At 64.1% G+C, this 23,383-nt stretch carries 21 protein-coding genes, 1 tRNA gene and 1 pseudogene; 8 read left to right on the top strand and 15 right to left on the bottom strand.

Annotation, left to right across the window (positions count from 1 at the left end; genetic code table 11):
- Positions 1-77: 77 nt before the first annotated feature.
- The 4 genes from ACUXVA_RS06175 to tesB form a co-directional block, all read right to left on the bottom strand.
- Positions 78-1,517, bottom strand: a complete 1,440-nt coding sequence (locus ACUXVA_RS06175; RefSeq protein ID WP_265081080.1) for an ammonium transporter — start codon at positions 1,515-1,517, stop codon at positions 78-80.
- Between the two features lie 37 nt (positions 1,518-1,554).
- Positions 1,555-1,893 carry a P-II family nitrogen regulator gene (locus ACUXVA_RS06170; RefSeq protein WP_068730208.1) on the bottom strand — a complete coding sequence of 113 codons (339 nt, stop codon included), beginning with the start codon at positions 1,891-1,893 and terminating at the stop codon, positions 1,555-1,557.
- Positions 1,894-2,337: 444 nt separating this feature from the next.
- Complete coding sequence (locus ACUXVA_RS06165) at positions 2,338-2,676, bottom strand: P-II family nitrogen regulator (RefSeq protein WP_265081081.1); 339 nt, start codon at positions 2,674-2,676, stop codon at positions 2,338-2,340.
- A 147-nt stretch (positions 2,677-2,823) separates the two neighbouring features.
- The gene (tesB, locus tag ACUXVA_RS06160; protein ID WP_265081082.1) at positions 2,824-3,699 is read right to left on the bottom strand and encodes an acyl-CoA thioesterase II; all 876 of its coding nucleotides are present in this window, start codon (positions 3,697-3,699) and stop codon (positions 2,824-2,826) included.
- Between the two features lie 110 nt (positions 3,700-3,809).
- Between tesB and ACUXVA_RS06155 the strand changes: the two are divergent.
- Positions 3,810-5,039 (top strand): annotated as a pseudogene (locus tag ACUXVA_RS06155) (ubiquinone biosynthesis hydroxylase); the annotation flags it as partial.
- A 48-nt stretch (positions 5,040-5,087) separates the two neighbouring features.
- Here ACUXVA_RS06155 and ACUXVA_RS06150 read toward each other — a convergent pair.
- The 3 genes from ACUXVA_RS06150 to trxA all read right to left on the bottom strand — a co-directional run bounded on the left by ACUXVA_RS06150 (position 5,088) and on the right by trxA (position 7,016).
- Entirely contained in the window at positions 5,088-5,288 is a 201-nt protein-coding gene (locus ACUXVA_RS06150) for a Trm112 family protein (RefSeq protein ID WP_265081084.1), read from the bottom strand.
- A 105-nt stretch (positions 5,289-5,393) separates the two neighbouring features.
- Positions 5,394-6,068, bottom strand: coding sequence for an LON peptidase substrate-binding domain-containing protein (locus tag ACUXVA_RS06145; RefSeq protein WP_445491290.1), 675 nt, complete (start codon positions 6,066-6,068; stop codon positions 5,394-5,396).
- 30 nt (positions 6,069-6,098) lie between these two features.
- Positions 6,099-7,016 carry a thioredoxin gene (trxA, locus tag ACUXVA_RS06140; RefSeq protein ID WP_445491288.1) on the bottom strand — a complete coding sequence of 306 codons (918 nt, stop codon included), beginning with the start codon at positions 7,014-7,016 and terminating at the stop codon, positions 6,099-6,101.
- A gap of 295 nt (positions 7,017-7,311) precedes the next feature.
- On the opposite strand from trxA, the gene ACUXVA_RS06135 reads away from it, so the two are divergent.
- The 6 genes from ACUXVA_RS06135 (at position 7,312) to ACUXVA_RS06110 (ending at position 13,589) form a co-directional block, all read left to right on the top strand.
- Positions 7,312-7,386 (top strand) — tRNA-Gly (locus ACUXVA_RS06135).
- Between the two features lie 178 nt (positions 7,387-7,564).
- Positions 7,565-8,008 (top strand): hypothetical protein, encoded by a 444-nt coding sequence (locus tag ACUXVA_RS06130; protein WP_445491286.1) that lies wholly within the window; start codon positions 7,565-7,567, stop codon positions 8,006-8,008.
- Entirely contained in the window at positions 8,005-8,940 is a 936-nt protein-coding gene (locus tag ACUXVA_RS06125; RefSeq protein WP_265081087.1) for a DUF5996 family protein, read from the top strand. Before ACUXVA_RS06130 ends, ACUXVA_RS06125 begins: the two co-directional genes overlap by 4 nt.
- Positions 8,941-9,070: 130 nt before the next feature.
- On the top strand, positions 9,071-11,362 hold the full coding sequence (locus tag ACUXVA_RS06120; protein ID WP_445491284.1) for a DUF2235 domain-containing protein: 2,292 nt from the start codon (positions 9,071-9,073) through the stop codon (positions 11,360-11,362).
- 198 nt (positions 11,363-11,560) lie between these two features.
- A complete protein-coding gene (locus ACUXVA_RS06115; RefSeq protein ID WP_445491282.1) occupies positions 11,561-12,817 on the top strand; it encodes a PQQ-dependent sugar dehydrogenase in 1,257 nt (418 codons plus the stop codon).
- 175 nt (positions 12,818-12,992) lie between these two features.
- Positions 12,993-13,589: a c-type cytochrome gene (locus ACUXVA_RS06110; protein WP_445493250.1), complete on the top strand. Its 597-nt coding sequence runs from the start codon at positions 12,993-12,995 to the stop codon at positions 13,587-13,589.
- Between the two features lie 149 nt (positions 13,590-13,738).
- Here the strand turns inward: ACUXVA_RS06110 and panE are convergent, their stop codons facing one another.
- From panE to ACUXVA_RS06085, 5 genes are all read right to left on the bottom strand, one after another.
- Positions 13,739-14,659, bottom strand: a complete 921-nt coding sequence (gene panE / locus ACUXVA_RS06105) for a 2-dehydropantoate 2-reductase (protein ID WP_445491280.1) — start codon at positions 14,657-14,659, stop codon at positions 13,739-13,741.
- A 123-nt stretch (positions 14,660-14,782) separates the two neighbouring features.
- On the bottom strand, positions 14,783-15,520 hold the full coding sequence (locus ACUXVA_RS06100) for an SDR family oxidoreductase (RefSeq protein ID WP_265081090.1): 738 nt from the start codon (positions 15,518-15,520) through the stop codon (positions 14,783-14,785).
- Positions 15,521-15,641: 121 nt separating this feature from the next.
- Positions 15,642-16,247, bottom strand: coding sequence for a 2-hydroxychromene-2-carboxylate isomerase (locus ACUXVA_RS06095; protein ID WP_265081091.1), 606 nt, complete (start codon positions 16,245-16,247; stop codon positions 15,642-15,644).
- Positions 16,248-16,345: 98 nt separating this feature from the next.
- A complete protein-coding gene (locus ACUXVA_RS06090) occupies positions 16,346-17,644 on the bottom strand; it encodes an MATE family efflux transporter (protein ID WP_265083910.1) in 1,299 nt (432 codons plus the stop codon).
- Between the two features lie 118 nt (positions 17,645-17,762).
- Positions 17,763-18,368 carry a DUF2239 family protein gene (locus ACUXVA_RS06085; RefSeq protein WP_445491277.1) on the bottom strand — a complete coding sequence of 202 codons (606 nt, stop codon included), beginning with the start codon at positions 18,366-18,368 and terminating at the stop codon, positions 17,763-17,765.
- A 109-nt stretch (positions 18,369-18,477) separates the two neighbouring features.
- Here ACUXVA_RS06085 and ACUXVA_RS06080 point away from each other — a divergent pair, with 109 nt between their 5' ends.
- Complete coding sequence (locus ACUXVA_RS06080) at positions 18,478-19,140, top strand: glutathione S-transferase family protein (protein ID WP_265081093.1); 663 nt, start codon at positions 18,478-18,480, stop codon at positions 19,138-19,140.
- Between the two features lie 145 nt (positions 19,141-19,285).
- On the opposite strand, the gene ACUXVA_RS06075 is transcribed toward ACUXVA_RS06080, so the two are convergent.
- The 3 genes from ACUXVA_RS06075 to ggt all read right to left on the bottom strand — a co-directional run bounded on the left by ACUXVA_RS06075 (position 19,286) and on the right by ggt (position 23,291).
- Complete coding sequence (locus ACUXVA_RS06075) at positions 19,286-20,182, bottom strand: amidohydrolase family protein (RefSeq protein ID WP_265081094.1); 897 nt, start codon at positions 20,180-20,182, stop codon at positions 19,286-19,288.
- On the bottom strand, positions 20,169-21,473 hold the full coding sequence (locus tag ACUXVA_RS06070) for an MFS transporter (RefSeq protein ID WP_265081095.1): 1,305 nt from the start codon (positions 21,471-21,473) through the stop codon (positions 20,169-20,171). Before ACUXVA_RS06070 ends, ACUXVA_RS06075 begins: the two co-directional genes overlap by 14 nt.
- Positions 21,474-21,539: 66 nt before the next feature.
- Positions 21,540-23,291, bottom strand: a complete 1,752-nt coding sequence (gene ggt / locus ACUXVA_RS06065) for a gamma-glutamyltransferase (RefSeq protein ID WP_413776423.1) — start codon at positions 23,289-23,291, stop codon at positions 21,540-21,542.
- Positions 23,292-23,383 lie beyond the last annotated feature (92 nt).

The raw sequence follows: 23,383 nt of genomic DNA, 5'->3' as shown, positions 1-23,383 counted from the left end.
AGCATTGCCGGGTATGTGCCCCAACCGATCCCCGATGCTCGCTGCGGACGATGCGATCGTCCGCAGCGGCGTGGCGCTTACATGTTGTAGGCGCGCTCGGTGTGCTCGGTGACGTCGAGGCCTTCGCGCTCGACTTCAACGTTGACGCGCAGGCCGACGATGACATCGACGACCTTGAACAGGATCGCCGAGCCGACGCCGGACCACACCAGCGTGGTCGCGACAGCTTTGCACTGCGCGATCATCTGGGTGACCATGTCGTAGTCGGCGATCTTGCCGGCCACGTAATCCATCACGCCCGTGCCGCCGAGGGCCGGGTTGACCAGGATGCCGGTGGCCAGGGCGCCGACGATGCCGCCGACGCAATGGACGCCGAACACATCGAGGGAGTCGTCATAGCCGATGGCGTTCTTGATCACGGTGCAGAAGAACAGGCAGACGACGCCGACGATCAGGCCAAGAACCAGCGCGCCCATCGGACCCGCGAAGCCGCAGGCCGGCGTGACGGCAACCAGCCCGGAAACCGCGCCGGACACGGCACCCAACAGCGACGGGTGGCCCTTGGTGATCCACTCCGCGAACATCCACGACATCGCCGCCATGGCGGTGGCGAGGAACGTGTTGGTCATCGCCAGACCGGCGGTGCCGGAGGCTTCGAGGTTGGAGCCGACGTTGAAGCCGAACCAGCCAACCCACAGCAGCGAGGCGCCGATCATGGTCATGGTCAGCGAGTGCGGAGCCATCAGGTCCTTGCCGTAGCCGGTGCGCTTGCCGATGATCAGGCAACCGACCAGGCCAGCGATGCCGGCATTGATGTGCACCACGGTGCCGCCGGCGAAGTCGAGAGCGCCCCACAGGAACACCTGGCCGGCATCGGCCATGACTTCGTCAAGCTTGGCCTGCGCCGCTGCCTTGGCATCGGGAGCTGCTGCGGCGAGCGCCTTGGCGGCGGCCACAACGGCATCCGGTCCAGCCCAGTACCAAACCATGTGCGCGATCGGGAAGTAGATCAGCGTCACCCAGAGCGGCATGAACAGGGCAATCGCCGCGAACTTGGTGCGTTCGGCGAAGGCGCCGACAATCAGGCCCGGGGTGATGGCGGCGAAGGTCATCTGGAAGCAGAAGTAGACCAGTTCCGAGATATTGGCGTCCGCAGTGAAGGTCGCAGCCATCGAGTCAGGCGTGACACCCGACAGGAAAGCCTTGGAGAAGCCGCCGATGTAGGGCGAACCGCCGGTGAAGGTGATGCTGTAGCCGTACAGCGCCCACAGGACCATGACGATACAGGTTGTGTAGAAGACCTGCATCAGCACCGAGAGCATGTTCTTGGAGCGAACCAGGCCGCCGTAGAACAGCGCAAGGCCGGGAATGGTCATCAACAGCACGAACACCGTCGAGGTCATCATCCAGGCGTTGTCGCCCTTGTTGACCGTCGGGTCGGCGTATGCCGCGGTTGCGGCAAACAGGCCGACGGCCAGTGCCGCCAATCCCGCGCCAGAGGGACGCTTGAACGTCATTTTTTATACTCCTGATTGGTAAAGGGTGAGCGCGAAATCAGAGGGCTGCAGCATCGGCCTCGCCGGTGCGGATGCGCACCGCATGGTCGAGGTTGATGACGAAGATCTTGCCGTCGCCGATCTGTCCGGTCTTGGCCGCGGTGGTGATGGCTTCGATGGTTTTGTCGACCTGGTCCGAGGCGACAGCAACCTCGATCTTGATCTTGGGCAGAAAGCTCACCGCGTATTCAGCACCGCGATAGATTTCCGTATGGCCCTTCTGTCGGCCGTAGCCCTTCACTTCCGTCACCGTCAAACCGTGAACGCCGATGGCGGTCAAAGCATCACGGACTTCCTCAAGCTTGAATGGCTTGATGATCGCCATAACAATTTTCATGGGTCCTATCCCCGCTTGTGCCCGGGCCCAACACGGCCGGGCGATCTCGACTGAGGTTCACCACGCGGAGAAGATCACTACGCGGGCACAGCCAGCCCAGATAGAATCAAATGCCGTGCCAGATCGGTGGAATTTCCTAACGGTCTCTGAACGCCCAGCTTTTCGAGGTTTTGGGGGTTTGGCCCCGGGTGCGCTATTCGGTCGCGCCCAAGAATTACGCAGCCCCGATCAAAATAGCGCCACGACAGGCTGTCGACATATTCGTGCTTATGGGGAAGGCAGCTGAATGGTAATATAATATGCGCCTATCCGCCATTCCGCCAAATCTGCGCAAAGCTGAGGCCGTTTTAACCGGGGCGTGTTTTTCTCACTGGAGCAACCTGACAGGGTGCGGTCCTGGCGCCGCCGGTCATCAAGGCGACTGTCGCGCGAAAGCGCCGTGCCTCAGAGTGCGTCGCGGTCGGTCTCGCCGGTCCGAATCCGACGGGCGTGATCGATGGGGACAACGAAGATCTTGCCGTCGCCGATCTGGCCGGTCCGGGCGCTGGAGGTGATCACCTCGACGGCCTTGGTGGCGAGGTCGGCAGCAATCGCGATCTCGAGCCGCAGCTTGGGCAGGAAGTTCACCACATATTCGGCGCCGCGATACATCTCGGTGTGGCCCTTCTGGCGCCCATAACCCTTCACTTCGGTGACGGTCATGCCGTGCACGCCGATGGCGGTGAGGGCCTGGCGAACTTCGTCCAGCTTGAAGGGCTTGATAATCGCAACGACCAATTTCATGAAAGCTTCCTGTGCAATTCCCCAGGCGCCCGCCAAGGCGGGAACGTGACGTATATCTATGCCAGTTATATCGGCATGGCGCGTGGAAAATAAGCGGAATCTATCGCGGCGCCAAAGCTTTGCGCAGTGAGAGGCGATCGGGGCCGGCTAGGTCGCGGGCTTCTCCCGCCGCTCGCGGATCGAGCCCTCCTGCGCCACCGACGCGACAAGTGTGCCGTCGGGCTTGAAGATCAGCCCGCGCGCCAGCCCGCGTCCGCCCTGGGCGCTGGGGCTGTCCTGGCTGTAGAGCAGCCATTCGTCGGCACGGAACGGGCGGTGAAACCACATGGCGTGATCGAGGCTCGCCGCCATCACCTTGCCATCGAACAACGTGCGGCCGTAGCGCGCCATTACCGAATCCAGCAGCGAAAAGTCGGAAGCATAGGCGAGCGCGCACATGTGCAGCGCCGGATCGTCCGGCAGCTTGGCGGCGGTGCGGATCCAGATGTTGATCCGGCCATCGGGGACCGCGGTGCCGAAATAGCGCTGAAATTCCACCGGCCGCAGTTCGATCGGACGATCGGACTCGTAATAGCGCCTGATGAATTCCGGCATCTGGTTGATGATTGGATCCTTGGCCAGTTCCTCGGCGGACAGTTTTTCCGGCGGCGGCACGTCGGGCATCTGGTCCTGATGGTCGAAGGAATCGGGCTCGCTGACATGGAACGAGACCATCATCGAGAAGATCGCCTGGCCGTGCTGGATCGCAGTGACGCGCCGGGTCGAATAGCTCTTGCCGTCGCGCAGCCGCTCGACCTCATAGATGATCGGGATGGCGGGGTCGCCCGGGAGGATGAAATAGCAGTGCAGGGAGTGCGGAAAGCGACCTTCCACGGTCCGGCATGAGGCCACCATGGCCTGGCCGATCACCTGACCGCCGAACACCCGCTGCCAACGCGTCTTCGGGCTGGTGCCGCGGAACATGTTCACCTCGAGGGTCTCGAGGTTGAGAATATCCAGCAGGTCGATCAGGCTCTTGGACATCGGCGTCATCCGGTCGCGGTTGCAGGCACGGAAGGCAAGATACCGCGTGCACCCTTGTTTCGGTTCCTGTTTCGCCCAGCTATAAGCCTGTTGCAACAGCGAGTACGGATCGGTCTGACATGGCATCGCAACGAGGCATCGTGATTGGCGGCGGGGCGTTCGCCGGACTGGCGCTGGCGCTGGCGCTGCGCCAGGGGCTTGGGCCGGACATTCCGATCATCGTTGCCGATCCGGCGCTGGCGGCGCGGCCAAGCCGCGACCAGCGCGCCACGGCCATCGTCGCCGCCTGCCGCCGGCTGTTCGGCGCCATCGGCGTCTGGGACGAGGTGGCGGCGCAGGCGCAGCCGATCCTCGACATGGTGGTGACCGATTCCAAGCTCGAAGATGCCACGCGGCCGGTGTTTCTGACCTTTGCGGGCAATGTCGAACCCGGCGAACCGTTCGCCCATATGGTGGAAAACCGACTTCTGATCGATACGCTGGTGACCCGCGCGGAAGCCGCGGGCGTCGACCTGCGGCCGACCATGGTGACCACCTTCGATTCGCGCCCCGACGGCATCAGCGTCACGCTCGGCGATGGCAGTGTGATCGAGGCGGCCCTGCTGGTTGCCGCCGACGGCGCGCGCTCGAAGCTGCGCGAACGCGCCGGCATCGCCACCCACGGCTGGGACTACGACCAGTCCGGCATCGTGGTCACCGTCGGCCACGAGCGCGACCATCAGGGCCGCGCAGAAGAGCACTTTCTCCCCGCAGGTCCGTTCGCGATCCTGCCGCTTACCGGGCGGCGCTCGTCGCTGGTATGGACCGAGACGCGCAGCGAGGCGACGCGCATCGCGGCCTTGCCGGACGACGAGTTTCACACCGAACTCGAACAGCGCTTCGGCCTGCATCTCGGTGAGGTGAAGGCGCTGGACAGACCGCGTGCGTTTCCACTCGGCTATTTCGTGGCGCGTTCCTTCATCGGCGAGCGGCTGGCGCTGGTCGGCGACGCCGCGCACCTGATTCATCCGATCGCCGGGCAGGGGCTCAACATGGGCCTCAAGGATGTGGCGGCGCTGGCGGAGACCATCGTCGATGCCGCGCGCCTCGGCATCGACTTCGGCCAGGCCGACGTGCTCGATCGCTACCAGCGCTGGCGCCGCTTCGACACCATGGCGATGGGTGTCGCCACCAACGCGCTGAACCTGCTGTTCTCCAACAAGTCGACGTTGCTGCGCAGCGTACGCGACATTGGTCTCGGCCTTGTCGATCGCCTGCCGCCGCTGAAGAGCGTGTTCATCCGCCAGGCCGCCGGACTGTCGGGCGAAGTGCCGCGGCTGCTGAAGGGCGAGGCGCTGTAGCGGTCGTCCCGGCCTGCGCTCGCGCGCGAATTTGCCGGGACGACGTGCTCAATCGATCTTGCGGGCTTCTTCCGGCAACATGATCGGGATGCCGTCGCGGATCGGATAAGCGAGTTTCGCCTTCCGGGAGACCAGTTCCTGCCGGGTCGCATCGAATTCCAGCTGCCCCTTGGTGAGCGGGCACACCAGGATTTCCAGCAATTTCGGATCGACGGTGCCTTCGAGGCGTTCAACGGGTGTGGCAGTCATGGGCGCGCTCCGGCAACTCGAACGATCAAGCTTGGTATTTTATCAGGATGCCGGCGCAACACAATTCGCCGGGCGACGCATCGGAAGCCGACGACGCGCGGGCAGTCACTGCAGCGGCGGGTCGCCGCTGGTGCGTTTTTTTGCCAGGTCCATCTCGGTGACTGCGATCAGGATTTCTGCGCGGGTCTTGAGATCCGGGGCTTCCAGCATGGCCTGCTTTTCCGGGGCGCCATAGGGCGACATCATCGCCAGCGCATTGACCAGCGCCTCGTTCGGCGCGCTCTCCACGCCTTCCCAGTCGACCTTGAGATTATTGGCCTTGAGGAAGTCCGTCAGCACTTCCAGCAGCGCCTCGCGGTTCACCGCCTCTTCGCCCTTGCGCGCGGTGAAATCGTCGACGAAGGGAAAGTAGTCGACCCGGCATTGCCGGTAAGGCGTGAGCACCGAAAGCTCCTCCAGCACCTTGAAACGGGCGATGCCGGTCAGTTCAAGGATGTAGCGGCCGTCGCCGGCTTCGGCGAGCTGGGTGATTCGGCCGACGCAGCCGACCCGGAACAGCGCCGGCTTGTCCTCGTCGGGGGAGTGCGAGACATCGGGCTGGATCATGCCGATCAGGCGATGCCCGTCCCGGAACGAATCATCCACCATGGCCAGATAGCGCTGTTCGAAAATGTTCAGCGGCATCTGGCCGCGCGGCAGCAGCAGGGCGCCGGGCAGCGGGAAGACCGGAATCACCTCCGGCAGATCGCCGGGTCCGCGATAGTCGGCATTGATCGCCATGTCCGGTTCCGATGCTGAAGTCGCCATTGCTCAGGAAAACAGAATGGTGGAAAGCCGCTTGCGGCCGTCGAGGGTGGCCTCGTCGGTCGGTCCCCACGCCTCGAAGAACTGGATCAGCTGCTTGCGCGCGCCGTCCTCGTTCCATTTGCGGTCGCGCTTGACGATCTCGAGCAGATGACTCGTCGCCTCCGGGCGCTGGCCGGCAGCATTCAGGGCGATCGCGAGGTCGAAGCGCGCCTGATGATCCAACGGATTTGCGGCGACTTTCTGTTCCAGTTCGGTGACGGGACCGAGCGCAGCCGCCTGTTCGACCAGATCGATGGCCGCCTGCACGGCCTTGACCGCGGCATCCTCGCGCTTCGCGGCCGGCACCAGCTCCAGCGTCTGTTTTGCCTGCTCGAGGGCGCCGGTGGCGACGTAGCACTTCGCCAGGCCGGCCAGCGCCGGGATACTGGCGGCGTCGGCGGCGATCACCTCGGCATAGACGGCGGCGGCGCCGGCGGCGTCGCCCTCGGCGAGGATGGTTTCCGCTTCTTTCAGCAATTCAGCCACGGTGGGCTCGGCCCCCGGCATGCCGGCGGTGAGCTTGTCGATGAAGGCGGTCACCTGGCTTTCCGGCACCGCGCCCATGAAGCCGTCGGCCGGTCGGCCATCGACGAAGGCGATCACGGCCGGAATCGACTGGATGCCCATCTGCCCGGGAATGTCAGGGTGCTCGTCGATGTTCATCTTGACCAGCTTGACCCGGCCCTTGGCGGCCATCACGGCCTTTTCGATGATTGGGGTCAGAGTCCGGCACGGGCCGCACCAGGGCGCCCAGAAGTCGATCAGCACCGGCTGGTGCTTGGATTCCTCGATGACGTCCTTCACGAAGCTTTGGGTGGTCGTCTCCTTGATGAGACCGGAGGCTGCCTGCGGCGCTGCGCCGCCCTGTTCCATAATGGTCACGTGAACCTCGTCTGATGTCGAAAGATTTGGCCGATTCTAGCATGGCCCGGCATTTAAATGGCGCTCGCCGCGTCATTTTACAATCGGCTGGAACAGGCCGACCGGCGGGCGATTCGGCCCGACAGGCGCAATTTCCATGATTTGAGCGGCTTTTCAGCCGAATTCGGCAAATACCGCCCAATTTGGTCCGATTAACCGATTGCGTGCGAAGAGCAGTCTTGCTGTTGCATTCGCGTGCCGCATTTGGCATAGGTCTGCGCGTCGGCGGCGCGAACGCGCCGCCAGCTTCTCGGATGCGGGTGTAGCTCAGTGGTAGAGCACGACCTTGCCAAGGTCGGGGTCGAGGGTTCGAATCCCTTCGCCCGCTCCAGAACTTTCTTGGCACTTCAGACGATCTAACACGACACCATGACAGGCCGCCGCAAGGCGGCCTTGTCGTTTGTGTCATCATTGCCCGGCGTCATGCTCGTTTGTGCCAGGTCAAAGCCGCGCCGCTTGAAATCGTCCCACGTTGGGCAGACAATCCGATCCTCAGGGTGGGGCGCGCGATGCCGGCGACAACCGATTCCAATCTCGAAATTGCCAAGCGCGCCAATGACGAGGCGCGGGCCGATTTTGCGACCTGGCTGATGATGGCCAAGCTCAACAGCATCGACGCCCTGCCGCAGGAGGCCCAGGCTTTCTTCGCCGGCTATCGCGCCTTGCTGGCACAGAACAAGGTCGCTGAGTCCGCTGCCGCGGACACCACCATCCGGATCGTCTACCGGAGCTATTATGCTCGCCTCGGCGGCACCGGAACGCCTCCCGACATCAAGTCCGCTCCGAGAACGAGACAAATGCCCGACAACAACGACAACGTCACGCCCTTCCGCAAGATCAAGCCGAGCGCGCCGCCGCCGCGCGAAAAGAAGAAGCTGCCGGTGGCGCTGATCTTCATCGGCCTGATCGTGCTGGCCGTGGCCTGGCACTATCTCAGCCGAGGGGCTCTTTGAGCGGCGGCTGGCCGGCGCTGCCCTATGCGGCATGGCGCGACAGCTGCGAGACGCTGCAGCTGTGGACACAGATCGTCGGCAAGATCAGGCTGTCGCGCACGCCGTGGCTGAACCATTCGTGGCACGTGGCGCTCTATGTCACCGCGCGCGGACTAACGACCTCCCCGATCCCCGACGGCGATCGCAGCTTCGAACTCGCCTTCGATCTGGTCGACCACGTCCTGCTAATCACCACCAGCGACGGGCCACAGCGGCAATTGCCGTTGCGGGCGCAGAGCGTCGCGGCGTTCTACGCCGAACTGATCGCCTTGCTGGCGGAGCTCGACATTTCCGTCAGCATCGACGACCTGCCCAACGAGGTCGCCAATCCGATCCGGTTCGGTGCCGATACGGTCCATGCGTCCTACGATCCCGATGCTGTTGCGCGGTTCGGGCAGGTGCTGCGGCAGGCCGATCGCGTGTTCAAGCAATTCCGTACCGGCTTCATCGGCAAAGCCAGTCCGGTGCATTTCTTCTGGGGTAGTTTTGATCTGGCGGTGACGCGGTTTTCCGGACGCGGCGCACCCCCGCATCCAGGTGGCGTGCCGCATCTCGCCGACGCCGTCGCGCGCGAGGCCTATTCGCACGAGGTCTCCAGCGCCGGCTTCTGGCCCGGCGGCGGCGCCATCGACTATCCCGCCTTCTATTCCTACGCCTATCCGGCGCCGGCCGGCTTTGCCGATGCGCCGGTGCGGCCCGATGCGGCATTCTTCAGCAAGGACCTCGGCGAATTCATTCTGCCTTACGATGCGGTTCGCACCGCCGCCGATCCCGACGCCGCCCTGATGCAATTCCTGCAGAGTACCTACGAAGCCGCCGCCAATCTTGCCGGGTGGGATCGCGGGGCGCTGGAGTGCGCCATCGGCCAGACGGGCCAGCCGCGCCAACTGTAGTGTGCGCTGCCTCACAGACCGCCGCGCGATCCTCGTTCCAACTACAATGGGCGATTGAATTTGCCGCCCGGCGAGATGATCCTCCCTCGCCTGCGGGCAATGGTCGGTCGTGTCGTTCGGGGAGGCGTTGATGGGCAGAAACATTGTCCTGCTGTCGGACGGCACCGGCAATTCGTCGGCCAAGGTCTGGCGAACCAACGTCTGGCGCATCTTCGAGGCGCTCGACCTGTCGGAGTCTGACCAGGTTGCCTATTACGACGACGGCGTCGGCACGTCCTCGTTCAAGCCGTGGGCGATTCTCGGCGGCGCCTTCGGCTTCGGGCTGCGGCGCAATGTGATCGAAATCTACAAGTTCGCCTGCCGCAACTACCGCGACGAATCCGACAGGCTGTTCGGTTTCGGCTTCAGCCGCGGCGCTTTCACGATCCGCATTGTCATGGGCGTGATTGCCAATCAGGGGCTGGTGAGATCGGACAACGAAGCCGAGTTGCACAGTCTCGCCAGTGCCGCCTATCGCGCCTACCGCAAGGATCGCTACAAGCGGCTGCTGCTCGAAGGCCCCTATCAATATATTCGCAACAAGTTCGGACCGGTCTATCCGCCCGTCGGGAAGAAGGATGCCGTCGCGAAAATTCATTTCATCGGGGTGTGGGACACCGTTTCCGCCTACGGTTTCCCGGTGAAGGAGATGAACGACGGAATTCACAAGTACTTGTGGCCGATCGAGCTTCCCGACGGTCAGTTGAGCGACAAGGTCACCTGGGCGCGGCAGGCGCTGGCGCTCGACGAGGAGCGCACGACCTTTCACCCGCAGCCGTGGCGCGAAGACAACGCCACCGCCGCCAGCCCGGCCGGAAACCGCACCGTCGCGGCCGAGCGCATCGCGCAGGTCTGGTTTCCCGGCGTGCATTCGAATGTCGGTGGCGGCTACCCCGACGATTCGCTCGCTTACGTCGCGCTGGTCTGGATGATTGTCGAGGCGCAGCGCTGCGGTCTGCGGTTCAAGACGGATTACTCAGGCCTGCTGCCCGCACCGCCGCCGCCCGGCGCCATGATCGCCGATCCCGACACGTTCAAGAACGCCATCTCGAAGCGCGACAAGGATGGCCGGCTCTACGATCCGCGCAAGGGAATGGGCGGCTATTACCGCTACGGTCCGCGCAAGCTGGTGCCTGACTTCTATCCGCAGGCCGCCAAGGGCGAAGGCGACGAGGTGCAGGTCGGCCGTGCCAAGATTCATGAGAGCGTCTTCAAGCGCATCGGCAATCGCGCCCATGCCTATGCCCCGGTCGGCCTGCCGCCGCTCTACGATGTCGTGAAGGACGATGGCGAGATCGTAACGCCCGACCAGTTCACTCTCTCGCCGGATGGCCGGCCATTCGAAAGCAATGCGGCCGCGGCCGAGCGTGCGCTGGCGCAGGAACACGTCTGGAATGAAATCTGGAAGCGGCGCGCCGTCTACTTCCTGACGGTGGCGGCGACGTTGTGGCTGGTGATCTTTCCTCTGGTGCGCGACGCCCAGCCCGTCGACGAGCTGAACAGCCGGTTTCGTTGGGCCTCCGACATCCTCCGTGTTTTTCAGGGCTTTCTACCGACCCATGCGCGGTTCTGGATCGACGGCTATGCCCGGGAGCCTGGCCTTTTCCTGTTCTCGGTCGCGCTGGTTGCCGGTCTGCTCTATCTCGGGAGCCATATCGCCGGCGTGACGTCTGGAAAGATGGGCGCCATCTGGCTACGACGGCCCGGCGCGCCCGGCGGCCTGCCGAGCAGCCTGCTCTACCGGATCCGCAGCAGCGCGGTGTATTCCGCGGTTCTCACCGGCGCCAAATCCCATGTCGCGCCGTTCGTCTTTGCCGTGATGTTCCTGTATCTGGGGCTCGCGATCGCCAGCCACCTGCTGTTCAACATTCAGGATGTCTGGGGAGCGACCTGCAAGGAGTCAGCCGAGACGATCCATCTCGACGTCAATCAGAGCGTGGATTTGCCGGTGGAGTTCAGGACTGCGGAATTCTGTCACGCCACCGGCGTGATGCTGAAGGGTGGCCGGACCAAATACAATATCAGGATGGTGCCGACGGCGGACTGGTCCGACGGAGGCATTGCCGTCAAGGCCGGGGCATCGCCGTTGCCGTCGGCCGGCTGGTTCAAGTCCATTCTGTTCTACGCGGCCGTTCCGTTACGACGTGAGCTGTTCGAGGACTGGTTCGAGGTCGTCTTCCGCTATGGCAGGACGGGCGGGGAGGAGGCGTTCTATCTCTATGATCCGACCGATCCCCTCATTCGCTTCAACATGACCCCGACTCGCGATGGCGAATTGTTCATCTTCGTCAACGATGCAGTGATCGGTGTGCCGGGGTTGTACGATCGCTTCTATCGCAACAATCAGGGTTCTGCGCGGATCACGGTGACCCGAACCAAGTAAAGGGACGCGTCGCGGATCCGCTATTGCCGCAATGCAACGAAGTGCCAGCTCGTGCAGCATTGCCTGATCGTGGTGGCCCTTGGCGCTTGCAGAACTTGTGGTAGCATCGCGCCGTCGGGCTAAGCCAGACCAACAAGGTTCGTCTCGTACGTTCAATAAAACATTGCAGCCGCAACGAGCTGCCCAGGGAGTGACACGATGCCATCGATGTTCCGTCGATCCGTGCTTGCATGCGCCGCCATCATCGCCATCGCGGGGATCAGCCAGGCCAGCGCCCAGCAACAACTCAAGAAATACGAATCCGGCAAAAAGGAATTCTGGACTCATCCGCCGGATGACTGGTTCCTCGGTGACGAGACCGAAGCCCAGAAGGGGCTGGCACCGCCATCCGGACCGCCGACCGGCTCGTCGGAGGCCGAACTCGCCACCATGATGAAGAAGATCAAGCTGCCGGCGGGCTTCAAGATCGAGGTCTATGCGTCAGGCGTGCTGGCAGCGCGGCAGATGGCATGGGGCGACAAGGGCACGCTGTTCGTCGGCTCGTTCGGTCTCGGCAACGTCTACGCCATCACCGAAAAAGACGGCAAGAAGGACGTCAAGACCGTCATCAAGGGATTGAAGATGCCCACCGGCATCGCGTTCCGCGATGGCGCCCTATACGTGATCGATATCGACAAGCTGATCCGTTACGACAATGCCGAGGCCAATCTCGACAAGCTCGGCGACGGCAAGGTGGTCTATGACGACATGCCGTCCTATGCCGCCCACGGCTGGAAGTATCTGGTCGCGGACAAGGACGGCTGGTTCTACGTGCCGTTCGGACCTCCGTTCAATATCGGCATTCCGCCGACCTCGCTGTCGCAGATCCGTCGTGTCGATCCGAAAACCGGCAATGCCGAGATCGTGGCGCTCGGCGTCCGCAACAGCGTCGGCGGCGATATCGATCCGCGCACCGGAAAATACTGGTTCACCGAAAACGCCCGCGACTGGATGAGCGACGATACGCCAAGCGACAAGCTCAACATGATCTCCAAGCTCGGCGAACATTTCGGCTATCCGCACTGCCACCAGGGCAATATGCCGGATCCGAAATTTGCCATGGGCCACAAGTGTTCGGAGTTCACGCCGCCGGTGCTGAACCTCGGCGCTCACGTCGCTCCGCTCGGCATGAAGTTCTATACCGGCAGCATGTTTCCGGCCGCGTACAAGGACAACATCCTGATCGCCGAGCACGGATCCTGGAACCGGCACAAGTACCAGGGCGCGCGGATCATGCGGGTGATGGTCGGGCCGGATGGCAAGAACGCCAAGCAGGAGGTGTTCGCCTCGGGCTGGATCGAGGGTGATCAGGGCTATCTCGGCCGTCCCGCTGACATCGTGATGGCCAAGGACGGCGCGATCCTTGTGGCCGACGACTGGGCCGGTGCGATCTACCGCATCAGCTACAAGAAGTGACCGTTGTCACTTCGGACGCGCGCAGCGCAAGCTGCGCGCGAACCTCAGCCACTCCAATTGGAGTGACGGGGAATCCCGAAGTGGCTGAACATCTCGAGATCCCGGGTCTGCACTCCGGCCGGCGTCGCCGTCCGAAGCGCATCCCGGGATGACGAGCTTCTAAGTTTGAATGGAAATGCCCCTCATGCGACTCCGACTGGTTCTCGCTGCACTTCCTTTGCTGTTCTTCACCCACCTGGACAAAATCCACGCCGCGGATCTCGCCGCCGGCAAGGCCAAGGCCGAGGTCTGCACCGCCTGCCATGGCGAGGGCGGTATCTCGCAGACCGAAAATATCCCGTCGCTGGCGGGGCAACCCGATCTGTTCATCCAGTGGCAGCCGATCTTCTTCCGCAGCGGCACCCGCAAGAATGAGGCGATGCAGCCGATCATCGAAACCCTCAGCAATGAGGACGTGCGAAATCTCGGTGCCTATTTCGCGTCGCTGCCGCCGAAAAAGGACAAGACGCCGGATGCCGATCCGGATCTGTCGGCGAAGGGCGCCCAGGCAGCCGCCGGCCGCCGCTGCGCGTCGTGCCACACTGACACCTATGCCGGGACCAAGGGCGTGGCGCGGATCGCCGGCCAGCGCGAGGACTATCTGCGCAAGGCGCTGCATGACTACAAGTCCGGCGTGCGCTCCGGCGGCGGCATGGCGGCGATGGCCGACGTCGCCTATCCGCTCAGCGCGGAAGAGATCGACGCGCTGGCGCACTACCTCGCGCATTTGTAGGGAGCGACTCACAATCGCGTAGGATGGGTAGAGCGAAGCGAAACCCATCGATAGCGGGCGATGTCGCGAAGGGTTTCGCCGACGGTCGCGCAAGCGCGGCCGTCGCTCTACCCATCCTACAGATAATTCCACCCGTGGCGGTTAAGCGCCTAGTCGCGCTGCGCTTCATAGGCCTTCAGGTGCGTATAGATCATGCGCAGCCGCGGCACCGGTGCCTTGGCGGCGTCGGCGCGGGCGATCAGGTCGCCGATGATCTGGTCGGCCTCGATGGGCGCGTTGTTGAGGATGTCGCGATACATCGATGCCGTCATCTTCGAACCCTCGGCCGTCAGCATGGCGCCGCTGCTTTCGAGGAATGGCGTGCGGGGGGTAAAACCGTTGGCGGACGCCACGGCGCTGCATTCGTCGCGCACGCCGAGAATGAAATCGCGCCCACCGGGTGCAGCCACGATGTCACCGACTGCGGCGCGCATGGCGCTGGTCGCGCCGGCGATGGTGGCGAGGAAGATCCACTTCTCCCACATGTCCTGCATGATGGTGGCGCTTGCGACGCCGTCGAACTTGCCCGTGGCCATGACCTCGGCGATCGCCTTGACCCGGTCCGAACTGCCGCCCTTGCGCTCGCCGAACGACAGCGACTGCATTGGCGCCAGTTGCACCACCTCACGCGCCTCGTTCAGCGTGACGGCGATCTTGCACTGGCCGCCGAGCACCGCGTCGGCGCCGAATTTCGCTTCCAGCACGTCGAGATGGCGCATGCCGTTGAGCAGCGGGATGATAGCGGTGCCGGGGCCGACAGCGGGCGCGAAGGAGGCGATGGCATCGTCCAGATCGAATGCCTTGCAGCTCAGCAACACGACATCGAACTTGTCTGTGAGCTGGTCGGCCTGAACGGTCGGCGGGTTCTTCAACACGACGTCGCCATGCGGGCTCTTGATGACGAGGCCGGCGCTGGCGAGTTCGCCGGCGCGCTTCGGCCGCACCAGGAAGGTGACGTCCTGGCCGGCCAGCAACAGCCTGCCGCCGAAATAGCCGCCGATCGCGCCGGCCCCAACCACGAGAATACGCATGAGTTGTTCCTGTTTCTCTCCGTCCTGGCCGGGCCTGTCCCGGCCATCCACGACATCTGGGAAGAACGTGGATGCCCGGCACAAAGGCCGGGCATGACCGCGTCCAGCAATTCGATCAGCGTCCTACCACTTTTCGCCGAATGGACGAATCTCCATTTCGAACGTCCAGGCGCTGCGGGGCTGCTGGTATAGCTGCCAGTATGACGCAGCGACCGAGGCGGGCGGCATCAACAAATCGGGATTGTCGAGTGCCTCCTTGCCCCACAGTTGTTTGCGCCGTTCGCGCACCCAGGCAGTGTCGACGCCGGAGTCGATAACAAGGTGCGCGACATGGATGTTCTTCGGCCCGAGTTCGCGGGCCATCGCCTGCGCCAGCGCGCGCAGGCCGAACTTGGCCGAGGCGAAGGCGGCAAAGCCCGAGCCACCGCGCAGGCTGGCGGTCGCGCCGGTGAAGAAGATCTTGCCGGCGCCGCGCGCCAGCATCAGCCGCGCTGCCTCGCGCCCGGCGAGGAAGCCGGAATAGCAGGCCATCTCCCACACCTTGCGGAATACCCGTTCGGTGGTCTCCAGGATCGGGAAATTGACATTGGCGCCGACGTTGAAGATGCATACCTCGAGCGGCGCGTGGGCATCGGCGTCGTTGAGGAAGGCCGTCACCTCGTCTTCCTTTCGCGCGTCGAGCGAACGCGCGAAGATGGTGCCCCCTGCCGCCTCGATCTCGGCCACCAGCGGCGCCAGCTTGTCGCCGTTACGGCGCCCGGCGAACACCGTAAATCCCTCGGCGGAAAACTTTTTGGCGATCTCGGCGCCGATGAAATCGCCGGCGCCGATCACCGCGACGGTTGCGTTGCGCTTTTGCAATCGACCTCTCCATTTTCGTAGGATGGGTTGAGCTCTTGCGAAACCCATCCTCTTGCAGCGAGTGCGGTCGATGGGTTTCGCCGGCCGCGCAGACGCGTGACGGCTTCAACCCATCCTACGTCTAGCGCGAGATCAGCTCCTCGATGTCGCGCAGCTGCTCCTTGCCGTAGAACATCTCGTCGCCGACATAGAAAGTCGGCGAGCCGAACGCGCCGCGATCGACGGCGAATTGCGTATTGGCGACAAGCTTGGCCTTTACCTCGGGCTCTTGCGCGCGCGCGAACAGTTTGGCGGCATCGAGTCCGGACGCGGTGAGTGCGGCGACCGCTATCTCGGGATCGTCCATCTTCTTCGGCTCGCGCCACATGTGATGAAACGCCGCCTCGATGTATGGCTTGAACACGCCTTCGAGCTGGGCGGCGACCGCCGCGCGCATCAGGTTCAGCGTGTTGACCGGAAAGAACGGGTTCATCACATAGGGTGGCACCTGGAAGCGCTTGAGGAAGCGCTCGGTCTCGATCTCGTGAAACTCGCGCTTGTTCTTGATGCCTGCCAGCGCTTCGGCAGGCGACTTGTTGTTGGTGGCCTTGAAGATGCCGCCGAGGAGCACCGGGACATAGGCGAATTTCACGCCGCTGCGCGCCTCGATGGCGGGGATCGCCTCATGGGCGAGGTAGGCGTTGGGGCTGCCGAAATCGAACAGGAAGAGCGGGGATGTCGCGGTCAAGTTGGCCTCCCGGGTTATCTTGTTGTTGCCGCAGTGTGGCGCAGCAGACCTGAAACGTCCACCGCTTTATGACGGTCGTAATATGATCCGGGGCCGGCTCAAATCAGTCGCCGCACCGCGCGTTTGCGCCATACCAACATGTAATAGCCCATCTGCAGAACGAACATGGAGCCGAATGCGGCCGGATAGGCCATCCAGACGCCATCGAGGCCGATTTCGCGACTGAGAACGATGGCGAAAGGCACCTCGATGGCGACGATCGCGAAGACCAGTAGCGCCAGCGGCGCGCATACGGTGCCGCTGGCGCGCATCATTCCCGAGAAGGTCGTCGCCATGCCGAACAGGACCATGCTCCACAGCACGATGTGCAGCGAACGCTGCGCCAGTTCCAGCACTGTCGGGTCGACGATGAACAACCCGATCAGGTTGCGGGAGAACAGATAGGCAAGCGCGACCATGCTGCCGGTCAGCACGAGATTCATCAGCAGGCCAGTACGGACGATGGCATCGAGTCTGTCGATGCGATCGGCGCCGATCGCCTGTGCGCCGAAGATCGATACGGTAATGGAGATCGACATCGCCGGGAACTGGACATAGCTCAGCACCTGATTGACCGCGCCATAGGCCGCGGTGGCGTTGGAGCCGAAGCCGTTGACGAGGCCGAGCAGCACCAGTTCCGCCAGCGACATCACGACCATGCCCAAGGCTGCGGGAATGCCGATGCGCAAGACCTTGCGCAGCAACCCGGCATTCAGACGGATATTGCGCAACAGCTCTGCATCAGGCGCAAGCGGATGATTTCTGCGGCGAAGAATAACGGCAACGAAAAGCAGCGTCACCAGGGTCGATACGGCCGAGGCCCAGGCGACACTGGCGACGCCCAGCGGCGGTAGCCCCAGCCAGCCGCGGATGAGCGCAGGCGTCAGCGCGAGGCCGATCACGGTTGACAGCGCCAGCGCCCAGAGCGGCGTGATCGTGTCGCCGACGCCGCGCATGGTCGAAGTCCACAGGATGAAGGTAAAGGTTGCCGGCATCGTCAGCATCATGATGCGGGCATAGGCGCTGGCATCGTCGAGAATATCCGGCGGCGTGGCCAATGCGATCATGAACTGCCGGCTGAAGACGCCGCCCAGTACGGCGATGGCCACGGCGATGAGAAGTGCCACTGCGAGCGCAGTGCCGGCGACGGCCTTGAGCCTGTCGGTCTCGCCGGCGCCCCAAGCCTGGCCAATCAGCACCGACGCGCCGGCGCCCAGCCCGATGACAAAGGCCACGAAGAAGAACATGACCGGAAAGAATACCGAAGCCGCTGCCAGGGCTTCGATGCCGATCATCTGGCCGACATAGATACTGTTGATGGTGCCGATCAGCGACTGCAGGATGTTGCTCAGCATCATCGGCAGCAGAAAGACCAGAAATCTTTTCCAGAGCGGATCTGCGTTCGGCACGACGTATTCCTTGCGAACAAAGGTTGAGAGAGTCAGTCAGTCCGGCCGGGGAAGCCGATCCACCTGACTATAGCGACGTCGGTTCTGACCGATCGCCGAAAGCAAGCTTGATGATGTGGTTGCGAATATCGTCTGGCCATGCGGCGATCAACGTATCGAATTTCGTTCGGTCGGCGGCGAACAAAGCGCGCGTCGCCTCTTCGAAGCCCGCCAGGTTGCCGGCCATCACCGACATGAAGTGGTAGGCGGCATCGCGCGCGGCGCGCGCACGATCCCTGTCGGCGTTGACGCGCCGGGCCTCTTCGACCAGCTTGCGCAGTGCCACCGAAGCGCCGCCGGGTTGGGCGCCGAGCCACTCCCAGTGCCGCGGCAGCAGCGTCACCTCGCGGGCGACGACGCCGAGTTTCGGCCGACCGCGTCCGCGCGGCTGCGCCACCGCATCCACCTCGGGAGGCTCGGCCGGCGGCGTCAGCCGCGCCACAATCTCGCGGTGGCTGCCGCGCAGATCGAGATCGATGGAGCGGCCGGTGGAGTCGTCGAAGATCACAATCGGCGGCGGCGCCTCGCCCGCCGAGGCGATCTTGACCGCGAGCGCCACCTCGGCAAGCCGCCCGGAGGCTAGGCGGTGGTGGCCGGAGAATGCGGTGAACGGGCCTGCGGCTGCCTGATCCATGGTAAGGCTTTCAGATCATGAGGGTTTAGCACGCCTATTTATACCCGGATCATATCTGCGTCAATAACACCCGGATAATAATGCAGCCGGGCAATGAGGTGCATCGACCATGCTGACCGTCCATCATCTCAACAATTCCCGCTCCCAGCGGGTGCTGTGGCTGCTCGAAGAGCTCGGCGTGCCCTATGAGATCGTGCGTTACCAGCGCCAGTCCAACATGCTGGCGCCGCCCGAGCTGCGCGCCATCCATCCGCTCGGCAAGTCGCCGGTCATCACCGACAACGGCAACACGGTCGCGGAATCCGGCGCGATCGTTCAGTACCTCGTCGACACCTACGGCAGTGGCCTGATTCCGGCGCCGAACACGCCGGAGCGGCTGCGCTTCACCTACTGGCTGCATTACGCCGAGGGTTCGGCGATGCCGCCGCTGCTGCTGAAGCTGATCTTCCTGATGCTGCCCAAACGCGCCCCGCTGCTGCTGCGCCCGCTGGTCAATGCGATCTCATCCAAGGCGCTGGCGACGCTGGTCGATCCGCAACTCAGGACCCACATGTCGTTCTGGGAAAGCGAGCTTGGCAAGAGCGACTGGTTCGCCGGCAGCGAATTCACGGCGGCCGACATCCAAATGAGCTTTCCGCTTGAGGCCGCCTCGGCGCGCGCCGGCCTAGCGCAGGGCCACCCCAAGGCAATGGCGTGGCTCGCGCGCATCCATGCGCGGCCGGCGTATCAACGCGCGCTGGACAAGGGCGGGCCGTATACGGTGGGGAAGTAATTTGTCGTGTCCCGGAAGCGATGCAGCACGAAGTGCTGCCGCGCAGAGCCGGGACCATCCCAAACGCCGGTGCTTGCTACGGCCCCGGCTCTGCGAAGCGATACTCCGTATCGCATCGCGTCCGGGGCAAGTAACTATTGCCGAACTAAGCCGCGGGAAATCCGAACAGTCGTTGCGGATTGTCCACCAGGATGCGGTTGCGCTGCGCGCCGTCGGGCACCCAGTCAACCAGCAGATCGAGCAGATCGCTGACGCCCATCATCGCGTCCCAATTGGCCACGTGAGGCCAGTCCGATCCCCACACGCAGCGGTCGGGATTTGCCTCGACCAGCAGCCGCGCGAACGGGATCGTGTCGCTGTAGGGCGGGCCGCCCTGCACGCTGGTGCGATAAGCGCCGGACAGCCGCACCCAGGCGCCATCGCGGACCAGGCCGAGCAGCGCCTGAAAGCCGGCCTCGTCGGTGCCGCGTGTGGTGGGAAAGTGGCCCATGTGGTCGATCAGGAACGGCACGGGCAGTTTTGCGAAGCGCGGTGCCAGCGCGGGAATGTCCTTGGCGTCGATCAGGAACTGGAGATGCCAGCCCATCTCTGCACACAAGGCGGCATACCCCTCCAGCTGCGCGAAACCCACCCCGCCGCCATACAGCACGTTCATGCGCAGTCCGACCACGCCGGCGTCCTTCAGTGCGGCCTTGTCCCTCTCCGGGCAATCCAGTGCAATCACCGCGATGCCGCGCAGCCGCGCGCGGTTGGCCTGCAGCGTCTCGACCAGCAGACGATTGTCGGTGCCGTGCACGCTGACTTGCGTCAGCACGCCATGGGTCATGCCGGTCGCGTCGAGCATCGAAAGATACTCGGTCGCCGTTGCCGCCGGTGGGGTGTAGCTGCGCGCGGTGACGAAGGGGTATTCTGGCGGCAGTCCGATCACATGGGCATGGGTATCCACCGCGCCCTTCGGCACGTTGAAGCGCGTGGCGCGGTGCTGCACCGGTTGCGGCCCCGGGCATGCCGGGGCCGCGCTGGCAGGATCAGCTGTCTGCATAGAGAATACGTCCGCGGGTTTCCGGCAGCGCGAATGCCGCCATAAAGAACAGTCCATAGGCCAGCACCGCGAAGATCGCGATGGCATTGCCGAGCGTCGTGGTGGTCGAGAGCGTGCCGACCAGGAACGGGAACAGGGCGCCCACGCCGCGGCCGAAATTGTAGCAGAAGCCCTGGCCGGAGCCGCGCAGGCGCGTCGGATAGAGTTCGGTGAGGAACGCGCCCATGCCCGAGAAGTAGCCGGAGGCAAAGAAGCCCAGCGGGAAGCCGAGCAGCCACAGCACTTCATTGGTCAGCGGCACCTGCGTGTAAACGATGATCACGGCGATGGCGCCCAACGAGAAAGTCAGGAACAGGTTGCGCCGTCCAATCTTGTCGGCGAGCCAGGCGCCGACGAGATATCCGACAAAAGAACCGATGATCAGCGCCGAGAGGTAGCCGGTCGAAGAGACGATCGACAACTTGCGTTCAGTGGTGAGAAAGCGCGGCACCCAGAAGGTGATGGCATAGTACCCGCCCTGGCAGCCGGTCGCGGCCAGCGAGGCCAGGATCGTGGTCTTGAGCATCGGGCCCGCAAAGATCTCGCGCAGTTTCGGCCGGTCGCCGCTGGCATTTTGCCGGGCGCGGGTCTCCTTAGCGATCTTGGGTTCTTCGACATAGCGGCGAAGATATAAAACCAGCAGCGCCGGCAGCGCGCCGATCGCGAACATCCAGCGCCAGGCCATTTCCGGCGGCAGATACGAGAACAGGATGGCCTGCGACAGCACCGCGAGGCCCCAGCCGATCGCCCAGCCCGACTGCACCGAGCCCACCGCGCGGCCACGATATTGCGGGCGGATCGCTTCGCCCATCAGTACCGCGCCGGCCGCCCATTCGCCGCCGAAGCCGAGACCGAGCAATGCGCGGGCGACCAATAGCTGATCGAAATTCTGCACGAAGGCGCAGACCAACGAGAAGAAGGAGAACCACAGGATGGTGATCTGCAGCGTTCGCACGCGACCGATGCGGTCGGCAAGGTAGCCGCCGAGCCAGCCGCCGATGGCCGAGGCCAGCAGAGTCACGGTACCGGCCAGGCCGGCGGTGCCGGGATCGACTTTCCACATGACGATGATGGTGCCGATCACCAGCGGATAGATCATGAAGTCCATGCCGTCGAGCGCCCAGCCCGTGGCGCAGGCCCAGAAGGTGCGGCGTTCCGGAGCGTTCATGTCGCGGTAAAAGGCCAGCAGGCTGGAATCTTCGATCTCGGCGACTTCGATGGCGCCGGATTTGTCCGGTTGACCCGTGTTCATGGCGATGCTCCCCAGCATTGACTACGGCCGGTGTTGTGCACCCGGCTCGACCGCGGCATCAGGCTGTCAATATCCCGATGCTTCCGCGCCGGACGTACGCGGATCTGGCGCGCCGAGCAAGCCGTCGGGCGTCACCGCGATGGAGTTGGCCGAGGTCTGGCCCATCGGCTCGATGACGTTGTGGCCCATCGCCTTCAGCGTCGTGAGCGTCTCCACCGAAAATCCGCGCTCGATCCGCACCTCGTCGGGCAGCCATTGATGATGCAACCTTGGCGCGGCGACGGCGGCGGCGATATTCATATCGTAGTCCAGCGCGTTGACGATCACCTGCAGCACGGTGGAGATGATGCGGCTGCCGCCCGGCGAGCCCGTGATCAAAACCGGTTTGCCGTCCTTCAGCACGATGGTCGGCGACATCGAGGACAGCGGCCGCTTGCCGGGGCCGGGCAGGTTGGCCTCGAAGCCGACCAGACCGAAAGCATTGGACGCGCCCGGCGCGGCGGTGAAATCGTCCATCTCGTTGTTCATCAGCACGCCGGTGCCCTCCGCCACGAGGCCGACGCCGTAGGGGAAGTTCAGCGTATAGGTGTTGCTCACCGCATTGCCGGCGCTGTCGATGACCGAGAAATGCGTGGTGTTCTGTCCCTCGCGCGGCGGCACCGCCGACAGCGCATCGGTCCATGGCGTGGCGCGAGCGATGTCGATCGAGGCGCGCTGTTGCGCGGCATAATCCTTCGAGAGCAGCGTGGCGATCGGCGCATGGGCGAAGGCCGGATCGCCGAGATAGCGCGCACGGTCGGCATAAGCGCGCTTCATGGCCTCGATGAGCAGGTGCAGCGACGGCGCCGAGCCCTGCTTGAGGTCGCGCATGGGGAAGCCTTCGAGAATGTTCAGCGTCTCCATCAGCACCGTGCCGCCGGAGGAGGGCAGCGGCATCGCGACGATGTCGTAGCCGCGATAATTGCCGCGGACGGGCGGGCGAATCACCGGCTGGTAGGATTTGAGGTCATCGGCGGTGAAGATGCCGCCGGCGCCGCGAATGCTGCTGACTAGCCTTTCCGCGACCGGTCCTTCGTAAAAGCCGCGCGGCCCCTGCGCGGCAATCGCCGTCAGCGTCGCGGCAAGATCGCTCTGCACCAGCGTGTCGCCGGGCCGCAGCGGCGTGCCGTCAGGACGTGAAAAGATCTCCACCGACGACGGCCAGCGCGCGATCCGCCCCTGCAGTTCGGGCAATGTCGCTGCCGTGTCGTCGGCGATGACAAAACCGTCGCGCGCCAGTGCAATCGCCGGCTGCAGCAGGTCGGACAAAGAGAACTTCTGCGAGCCGTATCTGTCCAGCGCCAGCGCCAGCCCAGCGACGGTGCCGGGCACGCCGATGCCCAGCGCGGAGAAACGCGACGCCGCGGCGTCCGGCTTGCCGTCGGCACCGAGGAAAATATCGCGGGTCGTCGCCGCGGGCGCCGTCTCGCGGTAGTCGATGGTGATGTCCTCTTTGCGATCTGCGGAATGGATCACCATGAAACCGCCGCCGCCGATATTGCCAGCGCGGGGATAGGTGACCGCCATAGCGAAGCCGGTGGCCACCGCCGCATCGACGGCGTTGCCGCCGCGCGCCAGCACGTCGCGGCCAATCTGCGCGCCGAGCTTTTCCTGCGCGACCACCATGCCGTGGCTGGCGACCACCGGGCGCACGTCGCCCGCCAGGGGCGCGACGGTGCCGTTGCGCAGGTCCTGCGCCCGCGCCGCGCCACAGCTGCCGGAAATCAGGACGAGAGCGAGGAACAGAACGAAGCGACGGGTGGCCAGCGGAATCATCATTTGCTCCGACGCGGGGACTGCCACAATCTCGTGACCAGGATGAATGCTATATGGCTGTCGAGACGGCAGGCACAACGCCCCCGGCGATTCGC

The sequence above is a fragment of the Rhodopseudomonas sp. RCAM05734 genome (assembly GCF_052658035.1).
The sequence above is the reverse complement of the archived record's forward strand: the minus strand, read 5'-3'. Positions and strand labels throughout refer to the sequence as shown.

Bases quoted from the DNA above. Each gene is read 5' to 3' on its own strand.
- ACUXVA_RS06175 (WP_265081080.1), bottom strand. From the start codon at position 1,517: ATGACGTTCAAGCGTCCCTCTGGCGCGGGATTGGCGGCACTGGCCGTC.
- ACUXVA_RS06170 (WP_068730208.1), bottom strand. From the start codon at position 1,893: ATGAAAATTGTTATGGCGATCATCAAGCCATTCAAGCTTGAGGAAGTC.
- ACUXVA_RS06165 (WP_265081081.1), bottom strand. From the start codon at position 2,676: ATGAAATTGGTCGTTGCGATTATCAAGCCCTTCAAGCTGGACGAAGTT.
- tesB (WP_265081082.1), bottom strand. From the start codon at position 3,699: ATGTCCAAGAGCCTGATCGACCTGCTGGATATTCTCAACCTCGAGACC.
- ACUXVA_RS06150 (WP_265081084.1), bottom strand. From the start codon at position 5,288: ATGACTGCCACACCCGTTGAACGCCTCGAAGGCACCGTCGATCCGAAA.
- ACUXVA_RS06145 (WP_445491290.1), bottom strand. From the start codon at position 6,068: ATGGCGATCAATGCCGACTATCGCGGACCCGGCGATCTGCCGGAGGTG.
- ACUXVA_RS06130 (WP_445491286.1), top strand. From the start codon at position 7,565: ATGCCGGCGACAACCGATTCCAATCTCGAAATTGCCAAGCGCGCCAAT.
- ACUXVA_RS06120 (WP_445491284.1), top strand. From the start codon at position 9,071: ATGGGCAGAAACATTGTCCTGCTGTCGGACGGCACCGGCAATTCGTCG.
- ACUXVA_RS06115 (WP_445491282.1), top strand. From the start codon at position 11,561: ATGCCATCGATGTTCCGTCGATCCGTGCTTGCATGCGCCGCCATCATC.
- ACUXVA_RS06110 (WP_445493250.1), top strand. From the start codon at position 12,993: ATGCCCCTCATGCGACTCCGACTGGTTCTCGCTGCACTTCCTTTGCTG.
- panE (WP_445491280.1), bottom strand. From the start codon at position 14,659: ATGCGTATTCTCGTGGTTGGGGCCGGCGCGATCGGCGGCTATTTCGGC.
- ACUXVA_RS06090 (WP_265083910.1), bottom strand. From the start codon at position 17,644: ATGATGCTGAGCAACATCCTGCAGTCGCTGATCGGCACCATCAACAGT.
- ACUXVA_RS06085 (WP_445491277.1), bottom strand. From the start codon at position 18,368: ATGGATCAGGCAGCCGCAGGCCCGTTCACCGCATTCTCCGGCCACCAC.
- ACUXVA_RS06080 (WP_265081093.1), top strand. From the start codon at position 18,478: ATGCTGACCGTCCATCATCTCAACAATTCCCGCTCCCAGCGGGTGCTG.
- ACUXVA_RS06075 (WP_265081094.1), bottom strand. From the start codon at position 20,182: ATGCAGACAGCTGATCCTGCCAGCGCGGCCCCGGCATGCCCGGGGCCG.
- ACUXVA_RS06070 (WP_265081095.1), bottom strand. From the start codon at position 21,473: ATGAACACGGGTCAACCGGACAAATCCGGCGCCATCGAAGTCGCCGAG.
- ggt (WP_413776423.1), bottom strand. From the start codon at position 23,291: ATGATGATTCCGCTGGCCACCCGTCGCTTCGTTCTGTTCCTCGCTCTC.